This window comes from Hoeflea algicola (assembly GCF_026619415.1).
GTDB lineage: Bacteria > Pseudomonadota > Alphaproteobacteria > Rhizobiales > Rhizobiaceae > Hoeflea > Hoeflea algicola.
In genome coordinates, this window is record NZ_JAOVZR010000001.1 from 3,260,302 (window position 1) to 3,286,062 (window position 25,761).

Consider the following 25,761-nt stretch of genomic DNA (forward strand, 5'->3'; position numbering starts at 1 on the left):
GAGAGACAATGAAAACAGAAATCGAAACCATTGCCGGCGAAACACCCGGTGTCGCCTATCAGCTGACCGTCCACCGGCTCACCGGCTCAGATGCCGGCGCTCCCCGGACCTATATCCAGGCCGGGCTCCATGCCGATGAACGCCCCGGCGTGGCGGCGCTGCACTATCTCATCCCGATGCTCGAGCAGGCCGAGGCCGAAGGCCGCCTGCTCGGCTCGATCACGCTGGTGCCGCATGCCAACCCGATCGGCGCGGCGCAGCATCTGTTTGGCGATCACATGGGCCGTTTTTCGATGGGTACGCGGGTCAATTTCAACCGTGATTTCCCCGTGCCCGGCAAGGATGGGGTCCGGGCTCTCGATACAGCGACTGCCCCGGTGTTTGCCGAGCGCCGGCTCAAGAGCCGCCTGCTGGAACTCGCCGACGATTGCCCGATCGTGCTCGACCTGCATTGCGATGATGAAAGCGTGCAATATCTCTATGTTCCCGAACCGCTGTGGCCGGAGATGGCCGATCTTGCCGCATGTCTCGATGCCGAGGCCGCGCTGTTGTGGGATTCGGGGTCGGATTGCGCTTTCGAGGAAGCGGTATTTGAGCAGATGACAGCACGCGCCCGCGAAAGCGGCGGCAATCTATCGGGCCATTGCGTCACCACGGTCGAACTGCGGGGCCAGAATGATGTCGACGCCGGCCTGGCCCGAAAGGATGCTGAAGGGCTCTACCGCTTCTTGCAGGGGCGCGGCGTTGTCGCCGCCGATGATTCGGCCACCCCTGATCTGCGCGCGGATTTTGTCGCCAGGCAAATTCGCCATGTCGAGATGGTGGAAGCGCCGGCAGGCGGTACCATCCTGTTTCACGTGGCCCCCGGCGAGCGGGTTCAAGCCGGGCAGATGGTCGCCGAAATCATCGTTGACCCGGGTTGCAGCGGCGGCGCGGTGGCGGTCACGGCACCGCAGGCAGGCTATGTCCTGACCCGGCGCATCCGCCGTTTCGTTCGCATGGGTGACAATCTTCTCAAGATCATCGGCGACAATCAGGCGGTAGCGTCGCGCACAGGTGCGCTCGAAGACTGAGGTCTGTGAACAACTCCGCCGTCAAGGGCAGAACAAGCAAAAACCGGCTTTGACTTTCTCGTTCAAACCGGCATAGGTGTGCGCTGGCTTTCTGCAACTGGACCCGTTCCAGGCAGAATGAGTTCACGAATGCATGCCGTGTTCAAATGGATTATTTTGAGCGATTACGTGCATGCGTTGATTCAAACATTCAGCGTTCGTTGCGTATTCAGTTGAATGCACGGCGCTGTAGGAAGGCCGCAGCAAGGCGGCCGCCAAAGCAGGGAGAGACTTATGCGAGTTCTAGCTTCAGTGGTGTCGCGCGCAGCGACCGCAGCGCTGTTTGCCGCGACCTTGGTGGTCGGGGCAGCCGGTGTTCAGGCCCAGGAAATGAATTTCTTCACGATCGGCACCGGCGGTACCGGCGGTACCTATTTCCCGCTTGGTGGCGCCATCGCCAACTCGATTTCCAACCCGCCCGGTTCACGCGGCTGCGATGAAGGCGGTTCCTGTGGAGTTCCCGGCCTGGTCGCGGTGGCACAGTCCTCGCGCGGCTCGGTGGCCAATGTCAACGGCATCAAGTCGGGCATCATCAGCTCCGGCTTTTCCCAGTCCGATGTTGCGTTCTGGGCCTATTCCGGCACCGGCACTTTCGAAGGCCAGGAGCCGATGGAGGACCTGCGCGCCATTGCAGCGCTTTATCCCGAGCATATTCACCTGGTCGCCTCCAAGGCATCGGGCATCACGTCCGTGGCTGATCTCAAAGGCAAGCGTGTCTCGCTCGATGAGCCTGGTTCGGGCACCTATGTCGATGCGCAGCTGATTCTCGAAGCCTTCGGCCTGAGAGAAGCCGACATCACGGTCGAAAACCTCAAGCCGGGCCCGGCCTCCGACGCCATCCGCAACGGCCAGCTTGATGCGCTGTTCTTCGTTGGTGGCTATCCGGCAGGCACGCTTGTCGAACTCGCCTCCAGCGCCGATGTGACGTTGGTTCCGATTTCCGGCCCGGAAGTGGATTCGATGCTGGAAACCTACTCGTTCTTCTCCAAGGACCCGATTCCGGATGGCGTCTATCAGGGCGTTGCCGGAGCAGACACGGTTGCCGTGGGCGCCCAGTGGCTAACCAGCGCCACACAGAAGGATGAGCTGATCTACGAGATCACCAAGGCATTGTGGAACGACAGCACCCGCAAGCTGCTCGATGTCGGCCACGCCAAGGGCAAGTCGGTCAATCTCGAAACCGCGCTCGAAGGTATCGGCATCCCGCTGCACGCCGGCGCCGAAAAGTTCTACCGTGAAGCCGGCCTGATCAAATAGCGGCGAGCGGCCACCACTGAACAAGGGCCGTCCGGGTAACCGGGCGGCCACATTTGTCTAGAGCGCTGCATGGGCAGACTGAGCCATGCCGGTTGAGCCTTAGGGCTCCCGCCCAGCCGACGCCCGCTCTGGCAGCGAAAATGCAGAATTCAATCAATCCGACCGTAAAACGTGCCAGAGCCGGGAACACTCCATGAGCCAGACCGACGATCCAGTTATCGACCTTGCCGAACTCGAGCGCAAATATGATCCGGAGATGGCTTTCCGGCCCACCGGCAAGGCCGTGGCGCTGCTGGTGACCGTCGCACTGGTCGCCATGTCGCTCTATCATTATTATGCAGCTGGCTTCGGTCTTGTGCGCGAACTGGTTCATCGCGGCATCCACGTGTCCTTCGTGCTTGGCCTGATCTTCATCGTATTTGGCGCAACTCGCCGCGAAAACGACACGCTCTATCCGTCCAGCCTGCTGCGTCCCGGCGGCATCGGCCTTTGGGATTGGGCGTTCAGCGGCTTGGCCGTCGTTGCCGCGCTCTATCTGCCGCTGTTGCCTGCCAGCGCGGTCTCTGTCCGGGTCGGCAATCCCTCAGCCTTCGACGTGTTCATGGGCACAGCGCTGATCCTTTTGACACTGGAAGCGTCGCGGCGCTCGATCGGCTGGACGCTGACCGCCATTGCCGTGGCCTTCATGGGCTACGGCCTGTTCGGGCAATACATGCCCGGCGTGTTCAGGCACCCCGGTGCGTCCTGGAGCGCGCTCGTCAATCACCTCTACATGACCGACCAGGGCATCTACGGCATCGCCGTCGGCGCGGTTGCCAAATATGTCTTCCTGTTCGTGCTGTTCGGGGTTCTGGCAACGCGCATCGGGCTCGGCAAACTGTTCATCGATACCGCCTCGTCGATCGCCGGGCGCTATGCCGGCGGTCCGGCCAAGGTGGCGATCTTTTCCTCTGCGCTGCTCGGCACCATATCCGGCTCCTCGATTGCCAACACGGTGACCACCGGTTCGCTCACCATTCCGGCGATGAAAAAGGTTGGCTACCGCCCGCATTTCGCCGCAGCAGTTGAGGCCACGGCCTCGACCGGAGGCCAGATCACCCCGCCGATCATGGGTGCTGCCGCCTTCATCATGGTCGAGTTTCTCGAAATTCCCTACCGTGACATCGTCTATGCGGCGATGTTCCCGGCACTGCTTCATTATGTCGGCATTTTCGCCATGGTTCATTTCGAAGCCAAGCGCCTGGGCCTGCGCGGCCTGCGCCCCGACGAGATGCCGCAGATCCTCAAGGTGTTTACCGACAACTGGCTGGCGGTGATCCCGCTATTGGTATTGATGGCGCTGATCCTGACCGGCAAGACCCCCGATTTCGCCGCTGTGTGGGGGATTACCGCCTGCGTCGTTGTTGGCTTCATCACCCCGCACAACCGGCTGACGGTGAAGGACCTGATCGAAGCTCTGACACTGGGCGCCAAATACGCGCTTGCTGTTGGCGCGGCGGCAGCCGTTGTCGGTATTGTCGTGGGCGTGGTCACGCTCACCGGCACGGCCTTCCGGCTGTCCTTCATCATCACCCAGACCGCCGCCAATATCGGCACCGTGCTGACCGCGCTGTTGCCGGCGGGGTTGGTGACCGTGAATGCGCTGGCGCTGTTCTTCACCCTGCTGTTTACGGCCTTTGCCTGCATCCTGATGGGCGCAGGCATCCCCACCACGGCCACCTACATCATCCTGGTTTCAGTGGCAGCACCGGCACTGGCGCTGCTCGGTGTCGAGCCGCTGGTGTCGCATTTCTTCGTGTTCTACTACGGTGTGCTGGCCGATATCACGCCACCGGTGGCGCTCGCGGCCTATGCGGCTGCCGGCATCGCCGGTTCCAACCCGTTCCAGACCGGCAACACGGCCTTCCGACTCGGCATCGCCAAGGCGCTGGTGCCTTTCGTGTTCGTCTATTCGCCGTCGCTGCTGATCGTCGCCCAGGGTTTCACCTGGGAAGCGTTCTTCATCACGCTCACCGGCGCCACCCTAGGGATTGTTATGCTGGCCGGCGCCTTCACCGGCTTCGTGGTCGCACCGTTAAGCCGGATCGAGCGGATCTGGCTCGGGCTGGTGGCGCTGTTGTTCGTGGCGCCGGGGCTGACCACCATGGTGATTGGTGTGGTACTGGCGCTGCCGGTGTTCCTGCGCCAGGGCGCCATCTGGCTCAAGCACCGGCGCGAGGCCAGAGCGGGATAGGCGTGGCTGCTGTTCAGCGGTTGCCGTAATAGAGCGACACGACGTGTTCAGCTTCGGCGAAGAACAGCCAGCGTTCGGCAAGCAGTCCAGCCAGCATCGACAGGACGGCAATCAGGTTGACCAGCGCCGGTGCGTCGCTCAACCAGACCAGCGCCAAGATGGCCACCGGCACCACGCAGCCGAGCAAGAGCGCCAGCCGGCGCAAGCTGCGCGCATGTTTGCGGCCGATCCGGTGGACCATCTCCCGGGTCAGGTAATTGTCGCCTGTATGGGGTGTTTCCAGAAGCCGCACTCTGCCGATGAACCCGAGTCCGGTCGCCGTTTCAGGCGAGGAGCCGGTATCGCTCAGCCGCGACCGGCTGGCCCGCGCCCACCACAGCCATTTCGCCCCCCAGGCCAGCACCACCAGCACGATGCCCCAGAGTTCGGGGGCTTCATGTGTGCCAAGGGCGGAAGCCAGCAGCCAGCCGGAGCCGAGCGCGAAACCGCAATAGACCACAGGCGTGAGCTGGCTGTTCCATTGCGGCACGGTCTTGAGCTGGGCATAGATCATCGAGGTGGTGAACACCGTTGCAGCCGCGCCAAATGCTGCCAACAGTCCCAGAAGCTGGTAGCGCAATCCGGTCGCCATCCAGATCAGCACGTAGATACCGAACAGGATCAGCGTTGCGATTGCGGCGATGCCTTCGCGCGATAGCCAGCTCGAGCGCCATTGGCTCAGCGCCCGCCAGGCCCGCTCGGGATGGCCGAGATGGAACGTGGATGCCAGCAGTCCCGCGACCGCAAGCCCGCCACCGACAACTGAGATGAAAAACACCCATTCAGCAGAGGCTTCGACCGGAAACCCGAGGCCGATGAGAAAGATCATGCCAAGCCCGGCGCCTGACGTGACGGTAAAGAAAATGACGGAAACAGCGGGGTGCATGGGATTATCCGAGTTTGTCGAGCGCGGCGTCGAGCCAGCCGAGGAAGCCGTCGACCTTCGGCATCGGTGCGGTGGCCGCCATTGGCTTTGCATCCGGCGTCGGGCGGGTTTTCGGCCGTGGAGGCAGGTACCGGTTGACTGGGCGTGTGCCCATCTCCGGCATCAATTCGATGCCGCCACGTTCGGCCACAAGCTGCGACACATGAGAATCCGGATCGTTGAAATCGCCAAAGTGCCGCGCGCTGGAGGGGCAGGTGCGCACGCAAGCCGGAATCCGGTCTTCTTCAGCCAATGTGTCGCTGTAGATTCGGTCGACACACAGGGTGCATTTCTTCATCACGTTTTCGACCGGGTCCATCTCGCGTGCGCCATAGGGGCAGGCCCAGGCGCACAGGCCGCAGCCGATGCACATGTCTTCATCCACCAGCACGATGCCGTCTTCGCTGCGCTTGTAGCTGGCGCCGGTCGGACACACGGTCACGCATGGCGCATCATCGCAGTGCAGACAGGATTTCGGGAAATGCACGATCTGCGCCGGGGCATCGTCAGGCGTGACCTCGAAGGTGTGGATCCGGTTGAGCCAGGCGCCGGAGGGATCGGCGCCATAGGCGTCGACATCGCTCAGGGGCGAAGCACCGGCGCTTGTGTTCCATTCCTTGCAACTGACCGCACAGGCATGACAGCCCACGCAGGTATCGAGATCGATCACCAGCCCGAGCCGCTTGTTGGTGGTTGACGGCAGACTGGTCATGGCTTTTTCCCCCGCTAAAAGCCACCGTGTCCGGCGCAGGCCCAACCGGGCTTGTCTGTGCTGCGGTTGCCGGCAGGCTGCGTTCGCCCGACTGGTCCGGATCGCGCCGGATCGCCACGCGCAGGTCAAACCAGGCCGCCTGACCGGTGATCGGATCGGAATTGGCCCAGCGGCGTCCGTCGCCTTTTGGTGGCAACAGCTCGTCGATCAGGTGATTGAGCAGAAACCCGCGGGTTGCCTCCGGCGCGTCTTTGTCGAGCGCCCAGGCGCCGGCGCGCTTGCCAATGGCGTTCCAGGTCCACAAGGTTAACCCGTTGACCGCCTCCATGCGCCGGATGCGAACCCGGATCTCGCCCGAGGGCGAACTGACCAGCGCCCAGTCATCGTCGGCAAGACCCTGCTGGTCGCACACCGCGCCCGGCACATAGAGCGCGTTCTCGCCGTGGATCTGCCGCAGCCAGGCATTCTGCGAGCCCCAGGAATGATACATTGCCGCCGGCCGCTGGGTGATGGCGTGCAGCGGATAGCCGTCTGCCTCAGAGCCGTCGTCGGCAAATGGTGGATACCAGCACGGCAACGGATCAAAGCAGCGCTGGATCCGCTCGCGGTGATGTTCCGGCGGAACTGGCTTGGCCTTGCCCTCGGCAGAAAGCTGAAACTTGCGCAGCGGTTCGAGATAGAGCTGAAAAATGTTCTCCACCGGCCCTTCCTGCAGGCCATGTTCGATCGCCCAGTCGCTCCAGGCTCGGTTGGCGTGTTTGAAGTAGAGCGCTTCGGCCGGCAGATGCACCTGCGAGAAACCGCCATTGTCGATGTAGCGCTGGAGTTGATCGGGATTGGGTTCACCGCGGCCGGTCTTGGTTCCGTCCGCCCCGCGCCAGCCCGACAGCGGACCGACGCCGGGCTTGCGCTGGTGATGGACGATATAATCGGCATAGTCCTTGTAAATGGCTGTGCCCTGTTCATCGACCATGCCCGGCAGCTTCAGCCGAGCGCCGAGATCGAGCAGCACGCTCTGGAAGCCGCGCACATCCCGGTCCGGTCCGACCACCGGCCAGCGGATCGAATCGCACAGCGCCTCAGGCTCGCTGATCGGCCTGTCGAGCAGCGAAATGCAGTCATGCCGTTCGAGATAGGTGGTGTCGGGGAGGATCAGATCGGCGAATGCCACCATTTCCGAGGAATAGGCGTCCGAATAGATGATCTTGGGGATCACATAGTCGCCATTCTCGTCCTTGTCGGTCAGCATATCCATGACCGAAGATGAGTTCATCGACGAATTCCAGGCCATGTTGGCCATGTACATGAACAAGACATCAATGCCGTAGGGATCGCGCGCATGGGCGTTGGAAATCACCATGTGCATCATCCCGTGGGCTGACAGCGGTGCATCCCAGGAAAATGCCTTGTCGATCCGCTCGGCGGTTTCGCCGTCGGCTTCAAGCAGCAGATCTTCCGGCCCGCGCGGATAGCCCAGATGCGGACCGGCGAGTGGCGTGTCGGCACAAGCTCCGCCATGCGGCCGCGGCTGACCGGCGACCGGGCGCGGATAGGGCGGCTTGAAGCGGAACCCGCCGGGGCGGTCGATCGACCCGACCAGGATCTGCAGCAGGTGCAGCGCACGGCAGGTCTGGAATCCGTTGGAATGGGCAGAAATCCCGCGCATGGCGTGAAACGCCACCGGACGCCCGATCATCTGTTCGTGGCGTTTGCCCTTCATGTCGGTCCAGGGCTGGTCGATGATGACTTCGCGCTCGAATGCCGCCTCGGCGATTTCATCGGCGATGCGGGCAATGGTTGCAACCGAAATCCCGGTGCGCTCCGCCACCGCCGCCGGGGCATAGTCCGGATCAAGGTATTTGCCGGCCAGCAGCTCGAACACCGGTGTTGCCGACCGCCCGTCGGCCAGCGTGAACCGGCCTTTTAGTGCTGCCTTGATGCCGGGCGCCGACGATGCCGCGATCTCGCCGCTGTCACGGCTCGCCACCAGCGGCGTGCCATCCTCGGTCCGCGCGAACAGGCCGTGCCCGGCGCCGTCTGGATCGTCAATCACCAGCCACGGAGCATTGGTGTAGCGCAACAGATAGTCGACATCGATCTTGCCGGCGCGGAGCAATTCATGCACCAGCGCCAGGATCAGCAGCCCGTCGGTGCCGGGTGTTATGCCCAGCCATTCGTCGGCGATGGCGTTGTAGCCGGTACGCACCGGGTTGACCCCGATCACCTTGACGCCGCGCTCCTTGAGCTTGCCCAGCCCCATCTTGATCGGGTTGGAATCATGGTCCTCGGCGACGCCGAAAATCATGAACAGTTCCGTTTTCTCCCAGTCCGGCGCACCGAACTCCCAGAAAGCGCCGCCCATCGTGTAGATGCCGGCGGCCGCCATGTTGACCGAACAGAACCCGCCATGGGCTGCATAATTCGGCGTGCCATAGGCCTGCGCCCACCAGCCGGTCATCGACTGGCTCTGGTCGCGCCCGGTGAAAAACGCCAGCTTGCGCGGATCGGTCCGCCGCACTTCGCCAAGCCATTCTGTGGCTAGCGTCAGCGCCTCGTCCCACTCGATTTCCTTGAATTTGCCCTCACCGCGTTCACCGGTCCTCAGCAGCGGCTTCTTCAGCCGCGCCGGCGAATAGTGCTGCATGATCCCCGCCGAGCCCTTGGCGCACAGCACACCCTTGTTGATCGGGTGGTCACGGTTGCCTTCGATGTAGTGAACCTTGTTGCCCTTGATATGCACATTGATGCCGCAGCGGCAGGCGCACATGTAGCAAGTGGTCTTGCGAATTTCGCTCTGGCCATCGGCGGCTTTGGCTGGCCGGCTGGTCTGGTTCATGCGCTCCCCCGCCTTCGTGCAACCCGTCTCCCGGGGGCGGCACGGCATTTTTCTGCCATCGCTGGCTTGCAAGCGTGCGCATCGGCGCCGCACCGCAAATGGGCATTGCGGCCAGTCAATTGTCAAGGCTGGGCGGTAAAGCCAGAATGCCTTTCGGTATGATCAGATTGGCGCTGAAAGGGGCCGAACAGCAGGATAGGCCGTTCAGCCCGCGGGCGTGGATCAGGGTCGGACGGCCCGAAATCGAGCGGGCAGGTGGCAATCGACACCCTGGGTCTGCGGCGGAAAGTTTTCAGGTTTCATGCGGATCTAGCCCGCGAGCGCATTCCGGCGCGCGCAATAGAGCCCGTGCAACACTTCAAGCACGGCGGAAACTTCCTCGCCCTTGAGCGAATAATAGATGGTTTGCGCGTCACGCCGGGTGGCGACCAGATCGGCATCGCGGAGCTTGCGGAGATGATGCGACATCGCCGGTTGTGACAGTCCCGCCATGTCGGCGAGCCTGAGAACGCTTTGTTCGCCGTCCAGCAGGATACACAGAATCCGCAACCGTACCGGTTGCGACAGCATCTCCATCAGCTTCGCTGCTTCGCTCAGGCGCGGTTCCAATTCCAGCATGTCATGGGAATCCAGCATCGGCGAAAGTCCGTTCCGTGAACATTTATTTTCTCTTATATAAACAGCCCGGATTGAGGTTTCAACCGCCCACTCGGCGGGTGCTGTCACGGGCGATCAGTTCGACATCCATGACGGTCTTTTCCAGCATCAGCGCCGATGGTACTTTGACATGCCGGATCAGCATTTCTGCGGACGAAACGCCAAGTGCGGTGCGTGGCTGCCGCACGGTGGTCAGCGCCGGGATGAAGCGGCAGGCGATGTCGATGTCGTCAAAGCCGACCACCGAGACATCTGCCGGGGTCGAAATCCCGTTGTGCGCCAGTTCCGAGATGAAGCCGAACGCCATCAGGTCCGACTGGCAGAATACGGCGCTGGGGCGGTCGGAAAGGCTGAGCCAGGCGGAGGCCGCGCGCACCCCGGCTTCGATCGAGAAATCGCCTGCAAACAGATGAGCCGCAGAAAACGCCAGGCCGCGCGCCTTGAGTTCCTGATCAGCACCCTCGCTGCGGGTCATTGTCAGCACATTTTCATCGGGCCCGAGAACCATGCCGATCCGGCTGTGGCCTAGATCGAGCAGATGCGCGATCGCCAGCCGGGCGCCATGCACATTGTCGGCGCGCACGGATGGAAAACGATCCGACGTGGTCCATTCGCAGGCGAAAATGATCGGCGGCGCGCCGATGCCCGACCGCGCCGCCGACAGCACTTCATCGGGCAGCGATCCGTCAAGCGCAATGATGCCGTCGGCGCGGCTGGCGTGCAGATATTCCGACACCAACTGCGGCTTGGTTTGCACCTGCCGTGTGTCGACCACCAGCATGTTGAAGTCGGCTTTCGCCAGCGCCAACTCGATCCCGGCGAGGATTTCGGAAAAAAACGGATTGCCCAGGTTGGGCACCAGCACAACGATCGCGCCGGTGCGCTGGCGCCTGAGGTTGCGGGCCGAGAGATTGACCCTGTAGCCACTCTCCTCTGCTGCGGCCAGCACCGCATTGCGCGTTGATTCAGCGACTGTTTCCGGCTTGCTGAGCGCCCGGCTCACGGTTGCGGTGGAGACGCCGGCAAGCCGCGCGACATCGATGATTTTCGGTGCTCGTTTTTCCATGAAATGCGGTATTTCCGGTATTGCCAGTCTGCGTCAAAAGTCCAATTTAAATTACACTTGACTCTTTTTCTGAACGCGGTCAACCTTGATGTAATCGATTGCAGTGGAGCATTGGAGGATGCGATGTAATCGATTTAAAAAGTGTCGGGTTACCGACACTGCCGCGTGGCTGCGATCCGCATCCTGGCCGGCAGGGAGATCAATTCTGGGAGGAAGATCGATGAGCGCATTCAAGCATTTTCTGGCTGGCGCGTCCGTGCTGGCGTTGGCAACCTCGGTCAATGCGACCGACCTCGAAGTCACCCATTGGTGGACGTCCGGCGGCGAAGCTGCGGCCGTTGCCGAATTCGCCAAGGCGTTTGATGCCACCGGCAACAAATGGGTCGATGGCGCCATCGCCGGTTCCGGCGGCACCGCCCGGCCGATCATGATCAGCCGGATTACCGGCGGCGACCCGATGGGTGCCACCCAGTTCAACCACGGTCGCCAGGCCGAAGAACTGGTCGAAGCCGGCCTGATGCTCGACCTCACAGATCTGGCCGAAAAGGAACACTGGAAGGATGTCATTCGCCCATCCAGCCTTCTCGACAGCTGCACCCTTGATGGCCGTATCTATTGCGTCCCGGTCAACATTCACTCGCAACAGTGGCTGTGGTTGTCCAACGCCGCCTTTGAAAAGGCTGGCGTGCCAGTGCCCACCAATTGGGACGAATATGCCGCTGCTGCGCCGCAGCTGGAAGCTGCCGGCATCATTCCGCTCGCCGTCGGCCAGCAACCCTGGCAGACAACGCTGGCTTTCCAGGTTCTGCTGGTAGCCCTCGCCGGTCCCGACGCCTACACAAAAATCTTCGGTGAAAAGGATGCCGAACTGGCTGCAGGCCCTGAGCTGGCAAAGGTATTCCAGGCTGCTGACAAGGCCCGCGCCATGTCGGCCGGTTCGAATGTGCAGGATTGGAACCAGGCCACCAATCTGGTGATCACCGGCAAGGCTGCCGGCCAGATCATGGGCGATTGGGCCCAGGGTGAATTCCAGGTTGCAGGTCAGGTAGCGGGCAAGGACTACACCTGCCTGCCCGGCCTTGGCGTCAACGAAGTGATCCAGACCGGTGGTGATGCATTCTACTTTCCCAAGCTCAAGGATGCAGCCCAGACAGAAGCCCAGGCCGTGCTCGCCTCGGTGATGTTGTCGCCGGAAACCCAGGTCGCCTTCAATCTCAAGAAAGGCTCGCTGCCGGTTCGCGGCGATGTCGATCTGGCCGCTGCCAATGACTGCATGAAGAAGGGTCTTGATATCCTGGCCAAGGGCAACATCATCCAGGCTCCTGACCAGCTGATGTCGCCGGATTCGCTGCAGCAGATCAATGATCTGTTCGTGCAGTTCTTCAACGACAAGTCCATCACGGCCGAGGGCGCGCAGAAGACCTTTGCCGAACTCGTCGCTTCAGCGGACTGATCCATAACCGGATCCTTCTTGAGGTCTGGTCCCGTTTCGGCGGGACCAGCGCTTCTCGATACTGTTTCCGTTGATCAGCAGGCCCATTGATGAGCAGGAGAGTGGACGCGATGGCGCGAAACAAACGCCCTTCGAACTGGTTCCGCAACGCCAATGCCAAGATCGCTGCAATCCCGATGGTCTTGACGGTTTTGGTGGTTTTCGTCGGCGGCACGCTTTGGACCGTGCTTTATTCATTCACCAATTCGAAATTGCTGCCACGCGAAAAATTCGTCGGCTTCGATCAGTACGAGCGGCTGTGGTCGAGCAGCAAATGGCTGATCTCGATCGAGAATCTGGCAATTTACGGCGTGCTTTCGCTGATCTTCGTGATGATCGGCGGCTTTCTGCTGGCGGCGCTGCTGGATCAGAAGATCCGCTTTGAAAACACTTTTCGCACCATCTTTCTCTATCCCTTCGCATTGAGCTTCATCGTTACCGGCCTTGCCTGGCAGTGGATTCTCAACCCTGATTTTGGCGTCCAGAATGTGGTTCGGTCTTTGGGCTGGACCAGTTTCGCCTTCGACCCGCTCTACAATTCCGACATCGTCATCTACGGCGTTCTGATTGCCGGGCTCTGGCATGAGACGGGGTTGATCATGTGCCTGATGCTGGCCGGCCTGCGCGGCATTGATGAGGATATCTGGAAGGCTTGCCGCATCGACGGCATTCCGACCTGGAAAACCTACCTCTTCGTGGTCATTCCGATGATGCGCGGCATCTTCATCACAGCGCTAGTGCTGGTCACGTCCGGTATCATCAAGGTCTACGATCTGATCGTCGCCCAGACCGGTGGCGGCCCCGGCATCGCCTCGGAAGTGCCGGCCAAATATGTCTACGACACCATGTTCCTGTCGCAGAATCTCGGCCAGGGCTTTGCCGCCTCCACCATGATGCTGCTCACCGTGGTCATCGTTGTCGTGCCCTGGGCTTATCTCGAATTCGGAGGCAAGGGACGTCGTGTCTGAAACAAGCCTTACCATGCCATCCGGCAAACCCGTCAGCCCATCAGTGATTCCGCTCGAGGGGCCGCGTGGCCGCAAGCCGCGCAAGCGCTTCACGCGCCGCAACATCATGCTCTACAGCACCCTGATCGTGGTGGCGCTGTATTATTTGCTGCCGCTCTACGTGATGGTCATCACCTCACTCAAGGGCATGCCGGAGATCCGGCTCGGAAATATCTTCTCACCACCGGTGGAAATCACCTTCCAGCCATGGGTCAAGGCCTGGTCGGAGGCCTGCACGGGGCTCAATTGCGAAGGCCTCTCGCGCGGCTTCTGGAACTCGGTGCGCATTCTCATACCCTCGGTGATCCTGTCGATCATCATTGCTTCGGTGAACGGCTATGCCATGGCCAACTGGCGCTTCAAGGGCGCCGAGACCTTCTTTGCCATCCTCATCGTCGGGGCCTTCATTCCCTATCAAGTGATGATTTACCCGATCGTCATTATCCTGCGTGAGATGGGCCTCTATGGTGGCCTCACGGGTCTGGTGCTGGTGCACACCGTCTTCGGCATGCCGATCCTGACGCTGCTGTTCCGGAATTATTTCTCATCGATCCCCGAAGAATTGTTCCGGGCTGCGCGCATTGACGGCGCCGGTTTCTGGTCGATCTATTTCCGCATCATGTTGCCGATGAGCCTGCCGATCTTCGTGGTTGCGATGATCCTGCAGGTCACGGGCATCTGGAACGACTTCCTGTTCGGCGTCATCTACACCAAGCCCGACCTCTATCCAATGACGGTGCAACTCAACAACATCGTCAATTCGACCCAGGGCGTGAAGGAATACAATGTCAATATGGCGGCAACGATCCTCACCGGTATTGTGCCACTTTTCGTCTATTTCGTTTCCGGAAAACTGTTTGTGCGCGGCATCGCGGCCGGTGCGGTGAAGGGATGACAACATGACTAGTGTATCGGTCCGCGACCTGACCCTGAAGTTCGGCGCCCTCGAAGTTCTCAAGTCCTTGAGCATCGACATCGACGAGGGCGAGTTCCTGGTGCTGCTTGGCCCGTCGGGCTGCGGCAAGTCGACCTTGCTCAACTGCATCGCCGGCCTACTCGATGTGTCTGACGGCCAGATCATCATTTCCGGACGCAATGTGACCTGGGAAGAGCCGAGCAATCGCGGCATCGGCATGGTGTTCCAGTCTTACGCGCTCTACCCGCAGATGACGGTGGAGGGCAATCTCGGCTTCGGTCTGAAGAATGCCCGCATGCCCAAGGACGAGATCGTCAGCCGCATAACCCGCGCTGCCGAAGTGCTGCAGATCGAGCCTTTGCTCAAACGCAAACCGGCCCAACTCTCCGGTGGTCAGCGCCAGCGCGTCGCTATCGGTCGCGCTTTGGTGCGCGATGTCGAGGTGTTCCTGTTTGACGAGCCGCTGTCCAACCTCGACGCCAAATTGCGTGCCGAACTGCGTGTCGAGATCAAGCGACTGCACCAGAAGCTCCAGAACACGATGATCTATGTCACCCATGACCAGATCGAGGCGTTGACGCTGGCCGACCGCATCGCGGTGATGCGCGCGGGCACCATTCAGCAACTCGGCAACCCGCACGAGATCTACAATCGCCCAGTCAATCTTTATGTTGCCGGTTTCATGGGATCGCCCGGGATGAATTTTATCCCGGGTGATATCGACGCTGGCGCCAGCCCCGTGTTCCGCTTCGCTGGGCAGACCATTGATCTGGCGAGCTATCCGTTCTCCGGTCCGGCCAAACCAGGCCCTGGCATATTCGGTATCCGCCCCGAGCACATTGTTACAGGCGATGCGGCTTCGTCCGAGCGCTATTCGGCCGAAGTCGAGGTCGATGTAGTTGAGCCGATGGGCGCCGACACGCTTGTCTGGGGCGTGCTGGATGGATGCGAATTCCGCTTCCGGGTTGATGGTCAGAGCGAATATCGCAGCGGCGACAAGGTCCGTGTTGGCTTCGATCCGGCGCGCGCTTCAATCTTTGATGCATCAACCGAGCTCAGGCTCTAGCTGTTTGTCCACTCAGGCCGCCTTATCCTCAGGCCGGCCTATACTCAGGAAGGTCGAAACGATGGATTTCTCATTCCAACTCTACAGCGCCCGCAATTTCCAGCCATGGTCTGATGTTCTGGCGATGATCGCCGCCGTTGGTTACACTCAGGTAGAGGGTTTTGGCGGTGTCTATGAAGACCCCGCCGGCTTTCGCCGCGCACTGGACCAACACGGCCTGATCATGCCGTCGGGTCACTTTTCCATGGACGCGCTGGAGTCCGATACCGAATCGGTGCTCGCCATAGCCGCCGCACTTGGCATGAAACGGATTTACTGCCCCCATCTGGCTGCGGAACACCGTCCCGCTGATCGCCCCGGCTGGGAAGCCTTCGCCCGACGGCTGAGCGCCGTGGGTACAAAAATCCGCGCCGCCGGCCTCAAATTCGGTTGGCACAACCACGATTTCGAATTTGCATCGCTCGCAGACGGCACTCTGCCGATGCAGATCCTGCTCGATGCCGCGCCCGACATCGAATGGGAAGCCGATATCGCCTGGATCATTCGTGGCGGCTCCGACCCGATTGACTGGATCTCCCGTCATGGCGACCGCATTACCGCTGTCCACGTCAAGGACATCGCTCCTGACGGTGAAGCCGAGGATGAAGATGGCTGGGCCGATGTCGGCCATGGTACGGTCGACTGGCTCGGGTTGTTCAAGCAACTGGCGGCGCACTCACCGGCAAAGCTCTTCATCATGGAACATGACAACCCGTCCGATGCCAAGCGGTTCGCAACCCGCTCAATCGAATGGACGCGCGGCAACACGGAGTAATGACTATGAGCAAGACCTTAGGCGTCGGCCTCATCGGCTGCGGCAATATCTCGACTTCCTATCTCGGCCTCGCGCCGATGTTCAACGGCATTGAAATTCGGGCCTGTGCCGACATCAACGCCGATGCGGCCAGGGCGCGCGCCAAGGAGTATGACATCCGCGCCGAAACCGTGGATGGGCTGCTGGCTGCCGACGACATCGATATTGTCGTCAATTTGACGGTCCCGGCCGTCCATTACGAGGTTTCCGCTCAGGTGCTTGACGCGGGCAAGCACGTCTATTCGGAAAAACCCTTTGTGCTGTCCGTAGAGCAAGGGCGCGACCTTGCCGCCCGTGCCGAGAAGGGCAACCTGAGAGTGGGATCGGCGCCCGACACTTTTCTGGGCGGCGCGCATCAGCTTGCCCGCAACCTGATCGATACCGGCAAGATCGGCCGCGTCACCGGCGGCACCTGCCATGTGCTGAGCCCCGGCATGGAGCACTGGCACCCGAACCCCGACTTCTTCTTCCAGGCAGGCGGCGGTCCGGTGCTCGATCTCGGGCCCTACTATATTTCCAATCTGGTGCAACTGATCGGGCCGGTACGGCGGGTAACCGCCATGTCGTCGGTCCCCACGCCCGAGCGCAAGATCACCTCCAAGCCGCGCTACGGTGAAATGATCAAGGTCGAAACCCCGACTACGGTGCACGCGGTGCTCGAATTTGCCAATGGCGCACTGGTCACGCTCGGCGCCAGCTGGGACGTCAAGGCCCACGGTCACCGCCCGATGGAACTCTACGGCACAGAGGCCAGCCTGATCGTTCCGGATCCGAATTTCTTCGGCGGCGAGGTTGAACTGCTCAAGGGTGGTGGCGCGGCAGCCGATAAACCAACCTGGGAGCATCCGCTGGGCGTCCCCAATCAGCAGCACGAACAGGGCATGATGGCCAATTACCGGGCCGTCGGGCTTGCCGAGATGGCGGTTGCCATTACCGAGGGCCGTCCGCACCGCTGTTCACTGGAATTTGCGCTGCACGTGGTTGACGTGATGACAGCGATCCTCCACTCCGGAGAGACTGGCGCATTCGTCACGCTGACCACCAGCTGCGAGCAGCCCGCCCCGCTTGACGCCAGTCAGGCGGCCGCACTGCTTTGCGCCACCGCTCAATAACAGAAAGGCAGAGCACCATGTGGACACCTGCACCTGACCGCTACAGCAAGATGAGTTACCGGCGCACCGGCCGGTCCGGCCTGATGCTGCCGGCGCTTTCGCTTGGCCTGTGGCACAATTTTGGCGGCGACACGCCGCACGATCTCAAGCGCGAACTGTGCCATACCGCGTTCGATCTGGGCATCACCCATTTCGACCTCGCCAACAATTATGGCCCGCCTCCCGGCTCCGCCGAGACCGCCTTTGGTGAAATCCTGAAAACCGACTTTCACGGTCTCCGGGACGAGATGATCATATCATCGAAAGCCGGCTATGGAATGTGGCCTGGTCCCTATGGCGAATGGGGAAGCCGCAAATACCTCATTTCCAGCTGCGATCAGAGCCTCAAGCGCATGGGGCTCGATTATGTCGACATCTTCTATTCGCATCGTTTCGATCCCGATACGCCGCTTGAGGAGACCATGCAGGCGCTCGATTACATCGTCCGCTCCGGCCGTGCGCTCTATGCCGGGATTTCCAGTTATAATTCCAAGCGTACCCGCGAAGCCGCCGATATTCTCAGGCAGCTCGGCACGCCCTGCCTGATCCATCAGCCGAGCTATTCGATGATCAACCGCTGGGTCGAGGATGACGGTTTGCTCGATACGCTCGATGACGAGGGCATTGGCTCGATCGTCTTTTCGCCGCTGGCGCAGGGCATGCTGACCGGCAAATATCTCAACGGTATTCCGGACGACAGCCGCGCCGCGCAGAATTCGTCGCTCAATGCCGGTTTCCTCAACGAGCGCAATCTCGACAATATCCGCGCGCTCAACGCCATCGCCGAACGCCGGGGTCAGACCTTGGCGCAAATGGCGATTGCCTGGGTGTTGCGTGGTGGCCGGGTGACAACGGCGTTGATCGGCGCCAGCCGTCCGCAGCAGATCATCGATTGCGTCGGTGCGCTCGACAAACCCGATTTCAGCGATGCCGAATTGGCCGAGATCGATCAATATGCGCGTGACGCCGACATCAATCTGTGGGCAGCCTCAGCTGAACGTGACGGGCCCGCACGGAAATGATCGTCAACCCGATCCTGCCCGGCTTCAATCCGGATCCCTCGATTTGCCGGGTAGGGTCGGACTATTTCATCGCCACCTCCACCTTCGAGTGGTACCCGGGCGCCCAGATCCACCATTCGACCGATCTGGTCAACTGGCGGCTGGTGGGCCGGCCGCTCAACCGTGCCAGCCAGCTCGATATGCGTGGTAACCCGGATTCCTGCGGTATCTGGGCGCCGTGCCTGTCGCATGCCGACGGTCTTTTCTGGCTGGTCTACACTGACGTCAAACGCCTCGACGGCAATTTCAAGGACGCCCATAACTATATCGTCACCGCGCCCGACATTGCCGGCCCCTGGTCGGATCCGGTCCGGGTCAATTCCTCAGGTTTCGATCCGTCGCTGTTTCACGATGAGGATGGCTGCAAATGGTTCCTCAACATGCTCTGAGACCATCGTACCGATTCAATCGGCGGCCAGCCCAAGCACCCCGCTTTTGCCGGCATTGTCGCCCAGCAATATGATCCGGGCGCGGAAAAGCTGATCGGCGACCCGGTAAATATTTTCCAGGGCAGCAGCCATGGCCTGGTCGAGGGTGCGCATCTGTTCCGGCGCAAGGGCTGGTACTATCTCACTGTCGCCGAAGGTGGAACGGGCTACGCGCATGCCGTCACCATGGCCCGCTCCCGTGATCTGCTTGGGCCTTATGAGCTGCTCCCGATATCTTCCTGATGACCGCCAAGGATGCGCCGGACGCGCCGCTGCAACGCACCGGTCACGGTCAGATGGTCGAAACACCGGACAGCGAAACCTACCACACCCACCTGTGCTCGCGGCCGCTGCCGGGCCTCCGTCGTTCACCGCTTGGCCGCGAGACCGGCTTGCAGAAATGCGTCTGGGGAGAGGATGGCTGGCTGCGCCTGCACAGCGGCGGGCTGGTAGCGGAAGTCGAGGTTCCTTCCCCCGATCCGCAGAGCATGCCAAAGCCAACCGCACCGGTGCGCCGGCGGTTTGACGGAGCGGAGCTTCCCGATGAATTCCAGTGGCTCAGGACGCCCGAGCCGGACCGCATCTTTTCGATGACCGGGTCAGCATTGCGGCTTTACGCTCGCGAATCGATCGGCAGTTGGTTCGAGCAGGCCCTGGTTGCCCGCAGGCAGGAACATCTGAGCTTCTCGGCGGAAACCCGGCTTGAATTTGCCCCGCGGCATTTCCAGCAGGCGGCAGGCCTGGTGCATTATTACAACCGGCACAAGTTTCATTTCCTGGCGGTGACCTGGCACGAGCAATGGGGCCGTGCGCTGACCATCCTCAGTTGCCCCGGCGACTGGCCCGACGCCAGATTGCAGTTTCCGCTGGATCAGCCTGTGCCGTTGCCCGGCGAAGGCCCGGTTGGTCTCGGGCTCGATGTCGATGGCGCCGAGTTGCGGTTTCGCTACCGTCTGAACGCCGGCGATGACTGGGTACCGGTCGGGCCGGTGCTTGATGCCAGCGTGATATCTGACGAGGGCGGCCGCGGTGAACACGCCTCCTTTACCGGCGCCTTTGTCGGCATGGCCGCATTCGACACCTCCGGCGATGCGATCCCCGCCGATTACAGCCATTTCGATTATTTACCGCGGGATCAGTGAATCCGGCTTAGCAGTTTTCCGCCCGCACCATCGGGCAGGATTGGCGTGCCAGTTACCAGTCTGCTGTCGATCACCAGTGCGGCGGCTTCTGGTTGGCAGGCGGCGCTGTTGCACCATCCTCGATATCCTCGAACATATCGATCAATCGCGCCAATTCGGCGCGAAGTCTTTCGTCGGCTTTCCAGCTGTCGGAAAGTTGTCGCGACAGATCCTCGATTGCTGCTTGCTGGTGAGCGACCAGTTCCTCGAGTCGTACCAGCCGGGCTTCGTCATCTGTATTCATCGCGAAATCTCTCCAAGTTTCTGCCGCCAGTGATCCGACAGCGGCACCGTTCGCCGGCTGCCGCGATCGACATAGACATGTACGAAATGCCCGTCCGCGAAGGCCGTTTCCGTATCATTGCGAAACAGGCCGATCACATAGGTCACGGATGAATTTCCAAGCCGGCTGACCGATATCCCCGCGGTGATGCGGTCGGGAAAACCGGCCTCGGCATGATAGCGGCATCCGGTCTCGACCACCATGCCGATCAGCGGGCCGTTCCAGGGGTCAAGCAGCCTGGTTTCGATCAGCCATTGATTGATGGCCGTGTCGAACAGCCCGTAATGCACCACATTGTTCATGTGGCCATACATGTCGTTGTCGGCCCACCGGGTTTGCAGGCTCGTGAACCGGGCGAAATCGCTTCGGGTCGGGATCGGCGCGCGAGTCACAGCCATTTTACTGCCCCGTTGGCGGTAGCGATTTGCCGCAGCCTAGAAGCTGTCGCCGGGACGCCGCCCACCCAGCCTGACTGGGCTGCTGTGTTGAAAACGAATGGCTGCACCGGCATCTCCTCAAATGATTCTGGACATTGCTTTCAGAACTGTCGAGACTAGGCCAAAGGTCGCAGCCGTGACAGGGGCGGGTAATGGCGATCCATAAAAAACGAGAGCACATGAACGATATTGCCATTGAACTCAAGGGGATCGACAAGCGCTTCGGCCTTGTTCACGCCAACAAGAACATCAATCTGAGCGTTCGCAAAGGCACCATTCACGGGATCATCGGGGAAAATGGCGCTGGCAAGTCGACCTTGATGTCGATTCTCTACGGCTTCTATCAGGCCGGCAAGGGTGACATTTTCATCGACGGCAAGAAGACCGTGATCAAGGATCCGAATGCGGCGATTGCTGCCGGCATCGGCATGGTCCACCAGCACTTCATGCTGGTCGAGAATTTCACGGTTCTGGAAAATGTCATGCTGGGCGCGGAGGAAAGCCAGATTCTGACTGCCGGCATTACCAAGGCGCGCAACGAGCTCAAGCGACTGGAGCGCGAGTACGAACTCGAGGTCAATCCCGATGCCGTCATCGAAGAACTGCCGGTTGGTCTTCAGCAGCGGGTGGAAATCCTCAAGGCGCTCTACCGGGGCGCCGAAATCCTGATTCTCGACGAACCCACCGGCGTGCTCACTCCAGCCGAAGCCGATCACCTTTTCCGGATTCTCGAGCAGCTCAAGGCGCAGGGAAAAACGATCCTTCTCATCACCCACAAGCTGCGCGAAATCATGGCCGTGACTGACGAGGTTTCGGTGATGCGGCGCGGCGAGATGGTGGCGACTCGCACCACCGCCGAGACCTCGGTAGAGGAACTGGCCGAACTGATGGTCGGCCGCCGGGTGCTGTTGCGGGTCGACAAGGGGCCGGCCACGCCTGGCGAAGTGCTGCTTTCGATCGAAGGCCTGACGGTGCGCGATTCCCGCGGCGTCGACATGGTCAAGAACGTCTCCTTTGATGTCCGCGCCGGTGAAATTGTTGGCATTGCCGGCGTCGCCGGTAATGGCCAGACCGAATTGCTGGAAGCGATTGCCGGCATCCGTCGCGGCCTGAAGGGCCGTGTGCTCTTGCAGGGGGAACCGATCCACGTGACCGGGGAGGCGGATCCGTCGAGCCTGCGTCATCGTGGTCTTGCGCACGTGCCAGAGGACCGCCAGAACATGGGGCTGGTGCTCAAGTTCGATGAAAGCGAGAACTCGATCCTGGGCTACCATGACGACCCGAAATATCTTCGCGGCATGTTTGTCGACATCGACGCGATCCGCAAGGACGCCGTCGAGAAAATCGAGAAATACGATATCCGCCCGCCCAATCCGCGGTTGAAGACGGCGAATTTCTCCGGCGGCAACCAGCAGAAAATCGTGCTGGCGCGGGAAATGGAACGGGATCCGCCGGTACTGATCATCGGCCAGCCGACCCGCGGCGTCGATGTCGGGGCCATCGAATTCATTCACAAGCGCATCATCGAAATGCGCGATGCCGGCAAGGCGGTGCTGCTGGTATCGGTCGAGCTCGACGAGATCCGTTCGCTCTCCGACCGAGTGCTGGTCATGTTCGATGGCCGGATTGTTGGCGAACGCCCACCTGAAACTTCGGAAGGCGAGCTCGGCCTGTTGATGGCCGGTGTTGAAGATGCCAGGGAGGCGGCACAATGAGCACGCCCTATGCGAAACTGCCGGGCTGGGTGGATTACGGTCTGATCCCGCTGATCAATCTCGTGGTTGCCTTCATGGTGGCCGGACTTGTGGTTCTGGCGGTCGGCGAAAGCCCGTTGCGCGCCGCTGCACTGCTGATCGAAGGCGCCTTCGGCTATGGCGAGGGAATCGGCTACACCCTCTATTACGCCACCAATTTCATCTTTACCGGGCTCGCCGTCGCCGTTGCCTTCCATTGCGGCCTGTTCAACATCGGCGGCGAGGGGCAGGCCTATGTCGCGGGTCTGGGGGTGGCGCTGCCGGTGCTGTGGCTGGATCAGTACATGCCCTGGTATGTTGTTTTCCCCGCAGCCATTATCGGCTCGGCGATGATGGGCGCCCTCTGGGCGTTGATTCCCGGATGGCTGCAGGCCAAACGCGGCAGCCACGTCGTCATCACCACCATCATGTTCAATTTCATCGCCTCGAGCCTGATGGTCTACGTGCTGGTCGATGTGCTCAAGGCTGAAGGCTCGATGGCGCCGCAGACCCGCACTTTTGCCGAGGGTGGGCAATTGCCGCGGCTTGACTGGCTGCTGTCGATCTTCGGGCTCGATATTGGCGGCGCGCCATTCAACCTGTCGTTCCTGCTGGCGCTGGTCGCTGCCTTTGTGGTCTGGGTGGTGATTTGGCGCACCAAACTCGGTTATGAAATCCGCACCATGGGCCACAGCCCGCGCGCTGCACGCTATGCAGGCATCAGTGAAACCCGCATCATTATCATTACCATGATGATCTCGGGCGCACTCGCGGGCATGATGGCGCTCAATCCGATCATGGGCGACCAGCATCGCATGCAGCTCGATTTCGTCACCGGCGCCGGTTTCGTCGGCATCGCCGTGGCGCTGATGGGCCGCTCTCATCCTGCAGGCATCATTCCTGCGGCGATCCTGTTCGGCGTGCTCTATCAGGGTGGCGCGGAAATCTCCTTCGAAATGCCGCAGATTTCGCGCGACATGATCACCATCATCCAGGGTCTGGTGATCCTGTTTGCTGGCGCGCTTGAAAATATGTTCCGTCCGGCCATCACCACGTTTTTTGCCACCCTCGGCACGGTCAACGATGCCGCACCCGAACCGGCGGCGGAGTGAGATCATGGAATATTTCGATACGCTCATCATCATCCTGCAATCGACCGTCCGCGTCTCGGTTCCGCTGATCCTGGCGGCCCTTGCCGGGCTGTATTCGGAACGGGCGGGTATTTTCGACATCGGGCTCGAGGGCAAGATGCTGGCGGCTGCCTTTGCCGGCGGCGCTGCCGCTGCTGTCACCGGCTCGGCCTTGATCGGGTTGGCGGCGGCGATCTTCGTCTCGGTCTGCCTGGCGCTGGTGCATGGCTTCGCCTCGATCACCCAGCGCGGCAACCAGATTGTCTCAGGCGTGGCGATCAACTTCATAGCGCTCGGCGCCACGGTGATTCTCGGCCAGGCCTGGTTCCGGCAGGGCGGGCGCACGCCGCAGTTGCTCGATGGCGCGCGGTTCACCACGGTTGAACTGCCGTTTGCCGCCGAGATTGCCAATGTGCCGATCATCGGCTCGATTTATGCGAACCTGCTGTCGGGCCATTTCCTGTTGACCTATTTCGCCTTTGCCATGGTACCGATCACCTGGTGGGTGCTCTACCGGACCCGTTTCGGGCTCAGGTTGCGGGCCGTCGGCGAAAATCCCGGCGCAGTCGATACCGCCGGCATTTCGGTGACCTGGATGCGCTATCGCGCAGTCATCTGCTGCGGCATTCTCTGCGGCATCGCCGGCGCCTATCTGTCGATGGCGATGACCGCCGGCTTTGTGAAGGGCATGACCGCCGGCAAGGGCTTCATCGCGCTGGCCGCGCTGATCTTCGCCAAGTGGAAACCTGTCAATGTGATGTTTGCCTGCCTGCTGTTTGGTTTTCTCGATGCCATGTCGATCCGCATGCAGGGCAATGCGCTGCCGATCATTGGCGAAGTGCCGGTGCAATTGATGCAGGCGCTGCCCTATATCCTGACCGTGGTGCTGCTCGCCGGCTTCATCGGCAAGGCGGTGCCGCCGCGCGCCGGTGGTGTCCCCTATGTCAAGGAACGCTGACATGGCCCGCGATCTGTTCGAGGCCGCGCGCGAGGCGATGGCCAAATGCCACGCGCCCTATTCGCAATTCCCGGTCGGTGCGGCCATTCGCGCCGATGATGGCCGGATCTATGCCGGTGCCAATATCGAGGTGGTTTCCTTCCCCGAAGGCTGGTGCGCCGAAACCACCGCCATCGGCCATATGGTCATGGCTGGCGCGAAACATATTCGCGAGGTTGCGGTGTTCGCCGAAAAGCTCGATCTGTGCTCGCCCTGCGGCGGTTGCCGTCAGCGTTTGGCGGAATTTTCCGATGCCGATACACTGGTGCATCTGTGCGACGCCGAGGGCGTCAAGAAAACCGTGCGGATGGATGAACTGCTTCCCTTCGCTTTTGCGACCGAGGTAATCGGATGAGTACCGTCATTGATGTTTTGACTGACCGGCTACGCGGGCTGATGCCGCGTCATGCCATTGTGCTCGGCTCCGGGCTCGGTTCTCTGGTCGAGACCGTCACCGATCCGGTGCGCATTCCCTATGGGGAACTACCCGGCTTTCCTGAAAGCGGAGTTTCCGGCCATGCCGGCGAGGTGGTGGCAGGCCATATCGGCGGCACGCCAGTTATCATGCTGTCGGGACGGGTGCACTATTATGAGCACGGCAGGGCCGATGCCATGCGCGCGCCGCTTGAGGCGCTTCAGGGCATCGGCGTCACCAGTCTGATCCTGACCAATGCGGCGGGCTCGCTGCGAGAAGACATCCCGCCGGGTTCGGTGATGCGGATCACCGATCACATCAATTTTTCCGGCACCAACCCGTTGTTCGGCGAGCCCAGCGACCGCCGCTTCGTCGGCATGACCAGCGCCTATGACGCCGATCTCGGGGCGCGGCTGAAGGTGGCCGCCGCCGCCACCGGAACGCCGATGCATGAGGGCGTCTACATGTGGTTTTCAGGCCCCAGCTTCGAAACGCCGGCGGAAATTCGCATGGCCCGAACCCTTGGCGCCGATGCAGTCGGCATGTCGACGGTGCCGGAAGTCATCCTCGCCCGCTTTTTGGGCATGAATGTCGCCGCTGCCTCAGTGATCACCAATTTCGGTGCTGGAATGACCGGCGGCGAGCTGAGCCACCAGGAAACCAAGAACATGGCGCCCGTGGGCGGCAACCGGCTGGCCACGATCCTCACCCGCGCCATCGGAGACATGGCATGAAAGTCAAGACCGCAAAGACAGAAACCGCGGATCGCGAGAC

Annotated in this window: 21 protein-coding genes and 2 pseudogenes; 16 read left to right on the forward strand and 7 right to left on the reverse strand. The window is 61.3% G+C overall.

Annotated elements, in window-relative coordinates; translation table 11 throughout:
- The first annotated feature begins 8 nt into the window (after positions 1-8).
- From OEG84_RS15965 to OEG84_RS15975, 3 genes are all read left to right on the forward strand, one after another.
- On the forward strand, positions 9-1,073 hold the full coding sequence (locus tag OEG84_RS15965; RefSeq protein WP_267654667.1) for a M14 family metallopeptidase: 1,065 nt from the start codon (positions 9-11) through the stop codon (positions 1,071-1,073).
- A 273-nt stretch (positions 1,074-1,346) separates the two neighbouring features.
- The gene (locus OEG84_RS15970) at positions 1,347-2,369 is read left to right on the forward strand and encodes a TAXI family TRAP transporter solute-binding subunit (RefSeq protein WP_267654668.1); all 1,023 of its coding nucleotides are present in this window, start codon (positions 1,347-1,349) and stop codon (positions 2,367-2,369) included.
- Positions 2,370-2,562: 193 nt separating this feature from the next.
- Positions 2,563-4,602: a TRAP transporter permease gene (locus OEG84_RS15975; protein ID WP_267654669.1), complete on the forward strand. Its 2,040-nt coding sequence runs from the start codon at positions 2,563-2,565 to the stop codon at positions 4,600-4,602.
- A gap of 13 nt (positions 4,603-4,615) precedes the next feature.
- On the opposite strand, the gene OEG84_RS15980 is transcribed toward OEG84_RS15975, so the two are convergent.
- The 5 genes and pseudogenes from OEG84_RS15980 to OEG84_RS16000 form a co-directional block, all read right to left on the reverse strand.
- A complete protein-coding gene (locus OEG84_RS15980; protein ID WP_267654670.1) occupies positions 4,616-5,527 on the reverse strand; it encodes a dimethyl sulfoxide reductase anchor subunit family protein in 912 nt (303 codons plus the stop codon).
- A 4-nt stretch (positions 5,528-5,531) separates the two neighbouring features.
- On the reverse strand, positions 5,532-6,278 hold the full coding sequence (locus OEG84_RS15985; RefSeq protein WP_324288214.1) for a 4Fe-4S dicluster domain-containing protein: 747 nt from the start codon (positions 6,276-6,278) through the stop codon (positions 5,532-5,534).
- Between the two features lie 16 nt (positions 6,279-6,294).
- A pseudogene (locus OEG84_RS15990) lies at positions 6,295-9,114 on the reverse strand (molybdopterin oxidoreductase family protein); the annotation flags it as partial.
- Positions 9,115-9,423: 309 nt separating this feature from the next.
- Positions 9,424-9,750 carry an ArsR/SmtB family transcription factor gene (locus tag OEG84_RS15995; protein ID WP_267654672.1) on the reverse strand — a complete coding sequence of 109 codons (327 nt, stop codon included), beginning with the start codon at positions 9,748-9,750 and terminating at the stop codon, positions 9,424-9,426.
- 61 nt (positions 9,751-9,811) lie between these two features.
- Positions 9,812-10,837 carry a LacI family DNA-binding transcriptional regulator gene (locus OEG84_RS16000; RefSeq protein ID WP_267654673.1) on the reverse strand — a complete coding sequence of 342 codons (1,026 nt, stop codon included), beginning with the start codon at positions 10,835-10,837 and terminating at the stop codon, positions 9,812-9,814.
- Positions 10,838-11,057: 220 nt separating this feature from the next.
- Between OEG84_RS16000 and OEG84_RS16005 the strand changes: the two genes are divergently transcribed.
- From OEG84_RS16005 to OEG84_RS16040, 8 genes and pseudogenes are all read left to right on the forward strand, one after another.
- A complete protein-coding gene (locus tag OEG84_RS16005; RefSeq protein WP_267654674.1) occupies positions 11,058-12,290 on the forward strand; it encodes an ABC transporter substrate-binding protein in 1,233 nt (410 codons plus the stop codon).
- Positions 12,291-12,400: 110 nt separating this feature from the next.
- Positions 12,401-13,297, forward strand: a complete 897-nt coding sequence (locus OEG84_RS16010; protein ID WP_425602859.1) for a carbohydrate ABC transporter permease — start codon at positions 12,401-12,403, stop codon at positions 13,295-13,297.
- A gap of 13 nt (positions 13,298-13,310) precedes the next feature.
- Positions 13,311-14,231 carry a carbohydrate ABC transporter permease gene (locus OEG84_RS16015; protein ID WP_267654675.1) on the forward strand — a complete coding sequence of 307 codons (921 nt, stop codon included), beginning with the start codon at positions 13,311-13,313 and terminating at the stop codon, positions 14,229-14,231.
- 4 nt (positions 14,232-14,235) lie between these two features.
- Entirely contained in the window at positions 14,236-15,318 is a 1,083-nt protein-coding gene (locus tag OEG84_RS16020) for an ABC transporter ATP-binding protein (protein WP_267654676.1), read from the forward strand.
- Between the two features lie 61 nt (positions 15,319-15,379).
- On the forward strand, positions 15,380-16,132 hold the full coding sequence (locus tag OEG84_RS16025) for a sugar phosphate isomerase/epimerase family protein (RefSeq protein WP_267654677.1): 753 nt from the start codon (positions 15,380-15,382) through the stop codon (positions 16,130-16,132).
- A 5-nt stretch (positions 16,133-16,137) separates the two neighbouring features.
- Positions 16,138-17,283: a Gfo/Idh/MocA family protein gene (locus tag OEG84_RS16030; protein ID WP_267654678.1), complete on the forward strand. Its 1,146-nt coding sequence runs from the start codon at positions 16,138-16,140 to the stop codon at positions 17,281-17,283.
- A 17-nt stretch (positions 17,284-17,300) separates the two neighbouring features.
- A complete protein-coding gene (gene mgrA / locus OEG84_RS16035; RefSeq protein WP_267654679.1) occupies positions 17,301-18,344 on the forward strand; it encodes an L-glyceraldehyde 3-phosphate reductase in 1,044 nt (347 codons plus the stop codon).
- A pseudogene (locus tag OEG84_RS16040) lies at positions 18,341-19,953 on the forward strand (glycoside hydrolase family 43 protein). Before mgrA ends, OEG84_RS16040 begins: the two are co-directional and overlap by 4 nt.
- Before the next feature lie 70 nt (positions 19,954-20,023).
- Here the strand turns inward: OEG84_RS16040 and OEG84_RS16045 are convergent.
- Together OEG84_RS16045 and OEG84_RS16050 are read right to left on the reverse strand one after the other, a co-directional pair.
- Positions 20,024-20,236 (reverse strand): SlyX family protein, encoded by a 213-nt coding sequence (locus OEG84_RS16045; protein ID WP_267654680.1) that lies wholly within the window; start codon positions 20,234-20,236, stop codon positions 20,024-20,026.
- Positions 20,233-20,673: an acyl-CoA thioesterase gene (locus OEG84_RS16050; RefSeq protein WP_267654682.1), complete on the reverse strand. Its 441-nt coding sequence runs from the start codon at positions 20,671-20,673 to the stop codon at positions 20,233-20,235. Before OEG84_RS16050 ends, OEG84_RS16045 begins: the two co-directional genes overlap by 4 nt.
- A 218-nt stretch (positions 20,674-20,891) precedes the next feature.
- Here OEG84_RS16050 and OEG84_RS16055 point away from each other — a divergent pair, with 218 nt between their 5' ends.
- The 5 genes from OEG84_RS16055 to OEG84_RS16075 are packed head-to-tail and all read left to right on the forward strand — an operon-like array spanning position 20,892 to position 25,721.
- Positions 20,892-22,427, forward strand: a complete 1,536-nt coding sequence (locus OEG84_RS16055) for an ABC transporter ATP-binding protein (protein WP_267656216.1) — start codon at positions 20,892-20,894, stop codon at positions 22,425-22,427.
- Positions 22,424-23,557 (forward strand): ABC transporter permease, encoded by a 1,134-nt coding sequence (locus tag OEG84_RS16060; RefSeq protein WP_267654683.1) that lies wholly within the window; start codon positions 22,424-22,426, stop codon positions 23,555-23,557. Before OEG84_RS16055 ends, OEG84_RS16060 begins: the two co-directional genes overlap by 4 nt.
- A gap of 4 nt (positions 23,558-23,561) precedes the next feature.
- Positions 23,562-24,533 carry an ABC transporter permease gene (locus tag OEG84_RS16065; protein WP_267654684.1) on the forward strand — a complete coding sequence of 324 codons (972 nt, stop codon included), beginning with the start codon at positions 23,562-23,564 and terminating at the stop codon, positions 24,531-24,533.
- 1 nt (position 24,534) lies between these two features.
- Positions 24,535-24,927 (forward strand): cytidine deaminase, encoded by a 393-nt coding sequence (locus tag OEG84_RS16070; RefSeq protein WP_267654685.1) that lies wholly within the window; start codon positions 24,535-24,537, stop codon positions 24,925-24,927.
- On the forward strand, positions 24,924-25,721 hold the full coding sequence (locus OEG84_RS16075) for a purine-nucleoside phosphorylase (protein ID WP_267654686.1): 798 nt from the start codon (positions 24,924-24,926) through the stop codon (positions 25,719-25,721). The genes OEG84_RS16070 and OEG84_RS16075 overlap by 4 nt, the downstream gene beginning before the upstream one ends.
- The last annotated feature ends 40 nt before the right edge of the window (positions 25,722-25,761 follow it).

Bases quoted from the DNA above. Each gene is read 5' to 3' on its own strand.
- OEG84_RS16065 (WP_267654684.1), top strand. From the start codon at position 23,562: ATGGAATATTTCGATACGCTCATCATCATCCTGCAATCGACCGTCCGC.
- OEG84_RS16020 (WP_267654676.1), top strand. From the start codon at position 14,236: ATGACTAGTGTATCGGTCCGCGACCTGACCCTGAAGTTCGGCGCCCTC.
- OEG84_RS16075 (WP_267654686.1), top strand. From the start codon at position 24,924: ATGAGTACCGTCATTGATGTTTTGACTGACCGGCTACGCGGGCTGATG.
- OEG84_RS15965 (WP_267654667.1), top strand. From the start codon at position 9: ATGAAAACAGAAATCGAAACCATTGCCGGCGAAACACCCGGTGTCGCC.
- OEG84_RS15985 (WP_324288214.1), bottom strand. From the start codon at position 6,278: ATGACCAGTCTGCCGTCAACCACCAACAAGCGGCTCGGGCTGGTGATC.
- OEG84_RS16050 (WP_267654682.1), bottom strand. From the start codon at position 20,673: ATGGCTGTGACTCGCGCGCCGATCCCGACCCGAAGCGATTTCGCCCGG.
- OEG84_RS16000 (WP_267654673.1), bottom strand. From the start codon at position 10,837: ATGGAAAAACGAGCACCGAAAATCATCGATGTCGCGCGGCTTGCCGGC.
- OEG84_RS15995 (WP_267654672.1), bottom strand. From the start codon at position 9,750: ATGCTGGATTCCCATGACATGCTGGAATTGGAACCGCGCCTGAGCGAA.
- OEG84_RS16010 (WP_425602859.1), top strand. From the start codon at position 12,401: ATGGCGCGAAACAAACGCCCTTCGAACTGGTTCCGCAACGCCAATGCC.
- OEG84_RS16055 (WP_267656216.1), top strand. From the start codon at position 20,892: ATGAACGATATTGCCATTGAACTCAAGGGGATCGACAAGCGCTTCGGC.
- OEG84_RS16015 (WP_267654675.1), top strand. From the start codon at position 13,311: ATGCCATCCGGCAAACCCGTCAGCCCATCAGTGATTCCGCTCGAGGGG.
- OEG84_RS16070 (WP_267654685.1), top strand. From the start codon at position 24,535: ATGGCCCGCGATCTGTTCGAGGCCGCGCGCGAGGCGATGGCCAAATGC.
- OEG84_RS16025 (WP_267654677.1), top strand. From the start codon at position 15,380: ATGGATTTCTCATTCCAACTCTACAGCGCCCGCAATTTCCAGCCATGG.
- mgrA (WP_267654679.1), top strand. From the start codon at position 17,301: ATGTGGACACCTGCACCTGACCGCTACAGCAAGATGAGTTACCGGCGC.
- OEG84_RS15980 (WP_267654670.1), bottom strand. From the start codon at position 5,527: ATGCACCCCGCTGTTTCCGTCATTTTCTTTACCGTCACGTCAGGCGCC.
- OEG84_RS16030 (WP_267654678.1), top strand. From the start codon at position 16,138: ATGAGCAAGACCTTAGGCGTCGGCCTCATCGGCTGCGGCAATATCTCG.
- OEG84_RS16060 (WP_267654683.1), top strand. From the start codon at position 22,424: ATGAGCACGCCCTATGCGAAACTGCCGGGCTGGGTGGATTACGGTCTG.
- OEG84_RS15975 (WP_267654669.1), top strand. From the start codon at position 2,563: ATGAGCCAGACCGACGATCCAGTTATCGACCTTGCCGAACTCGAGCGC.
- OEG84_RS15970 (WP_267654668.1), top strand. From the start codon at position 1,347: ATGCGAGTTCTAGCTTCAGTGGTGTCGCGCGCAGCGACCGCAGCGCTG.
- OEG84_RS16045 (WP_267654680.1), bottom strand. From the start codon at position 20,236: ATGAATACAGATGACGAAGCCCGGCTGGTACGACTCGAGGAACTGGTC.
- OEG84_RS16005 (WP_267654674.1), top strand. From the start codon at position 11,058: ATGAGCGCATTCAAGCATTTTCTGGCTGGCGCGTCCGTGCTGGCGTTG.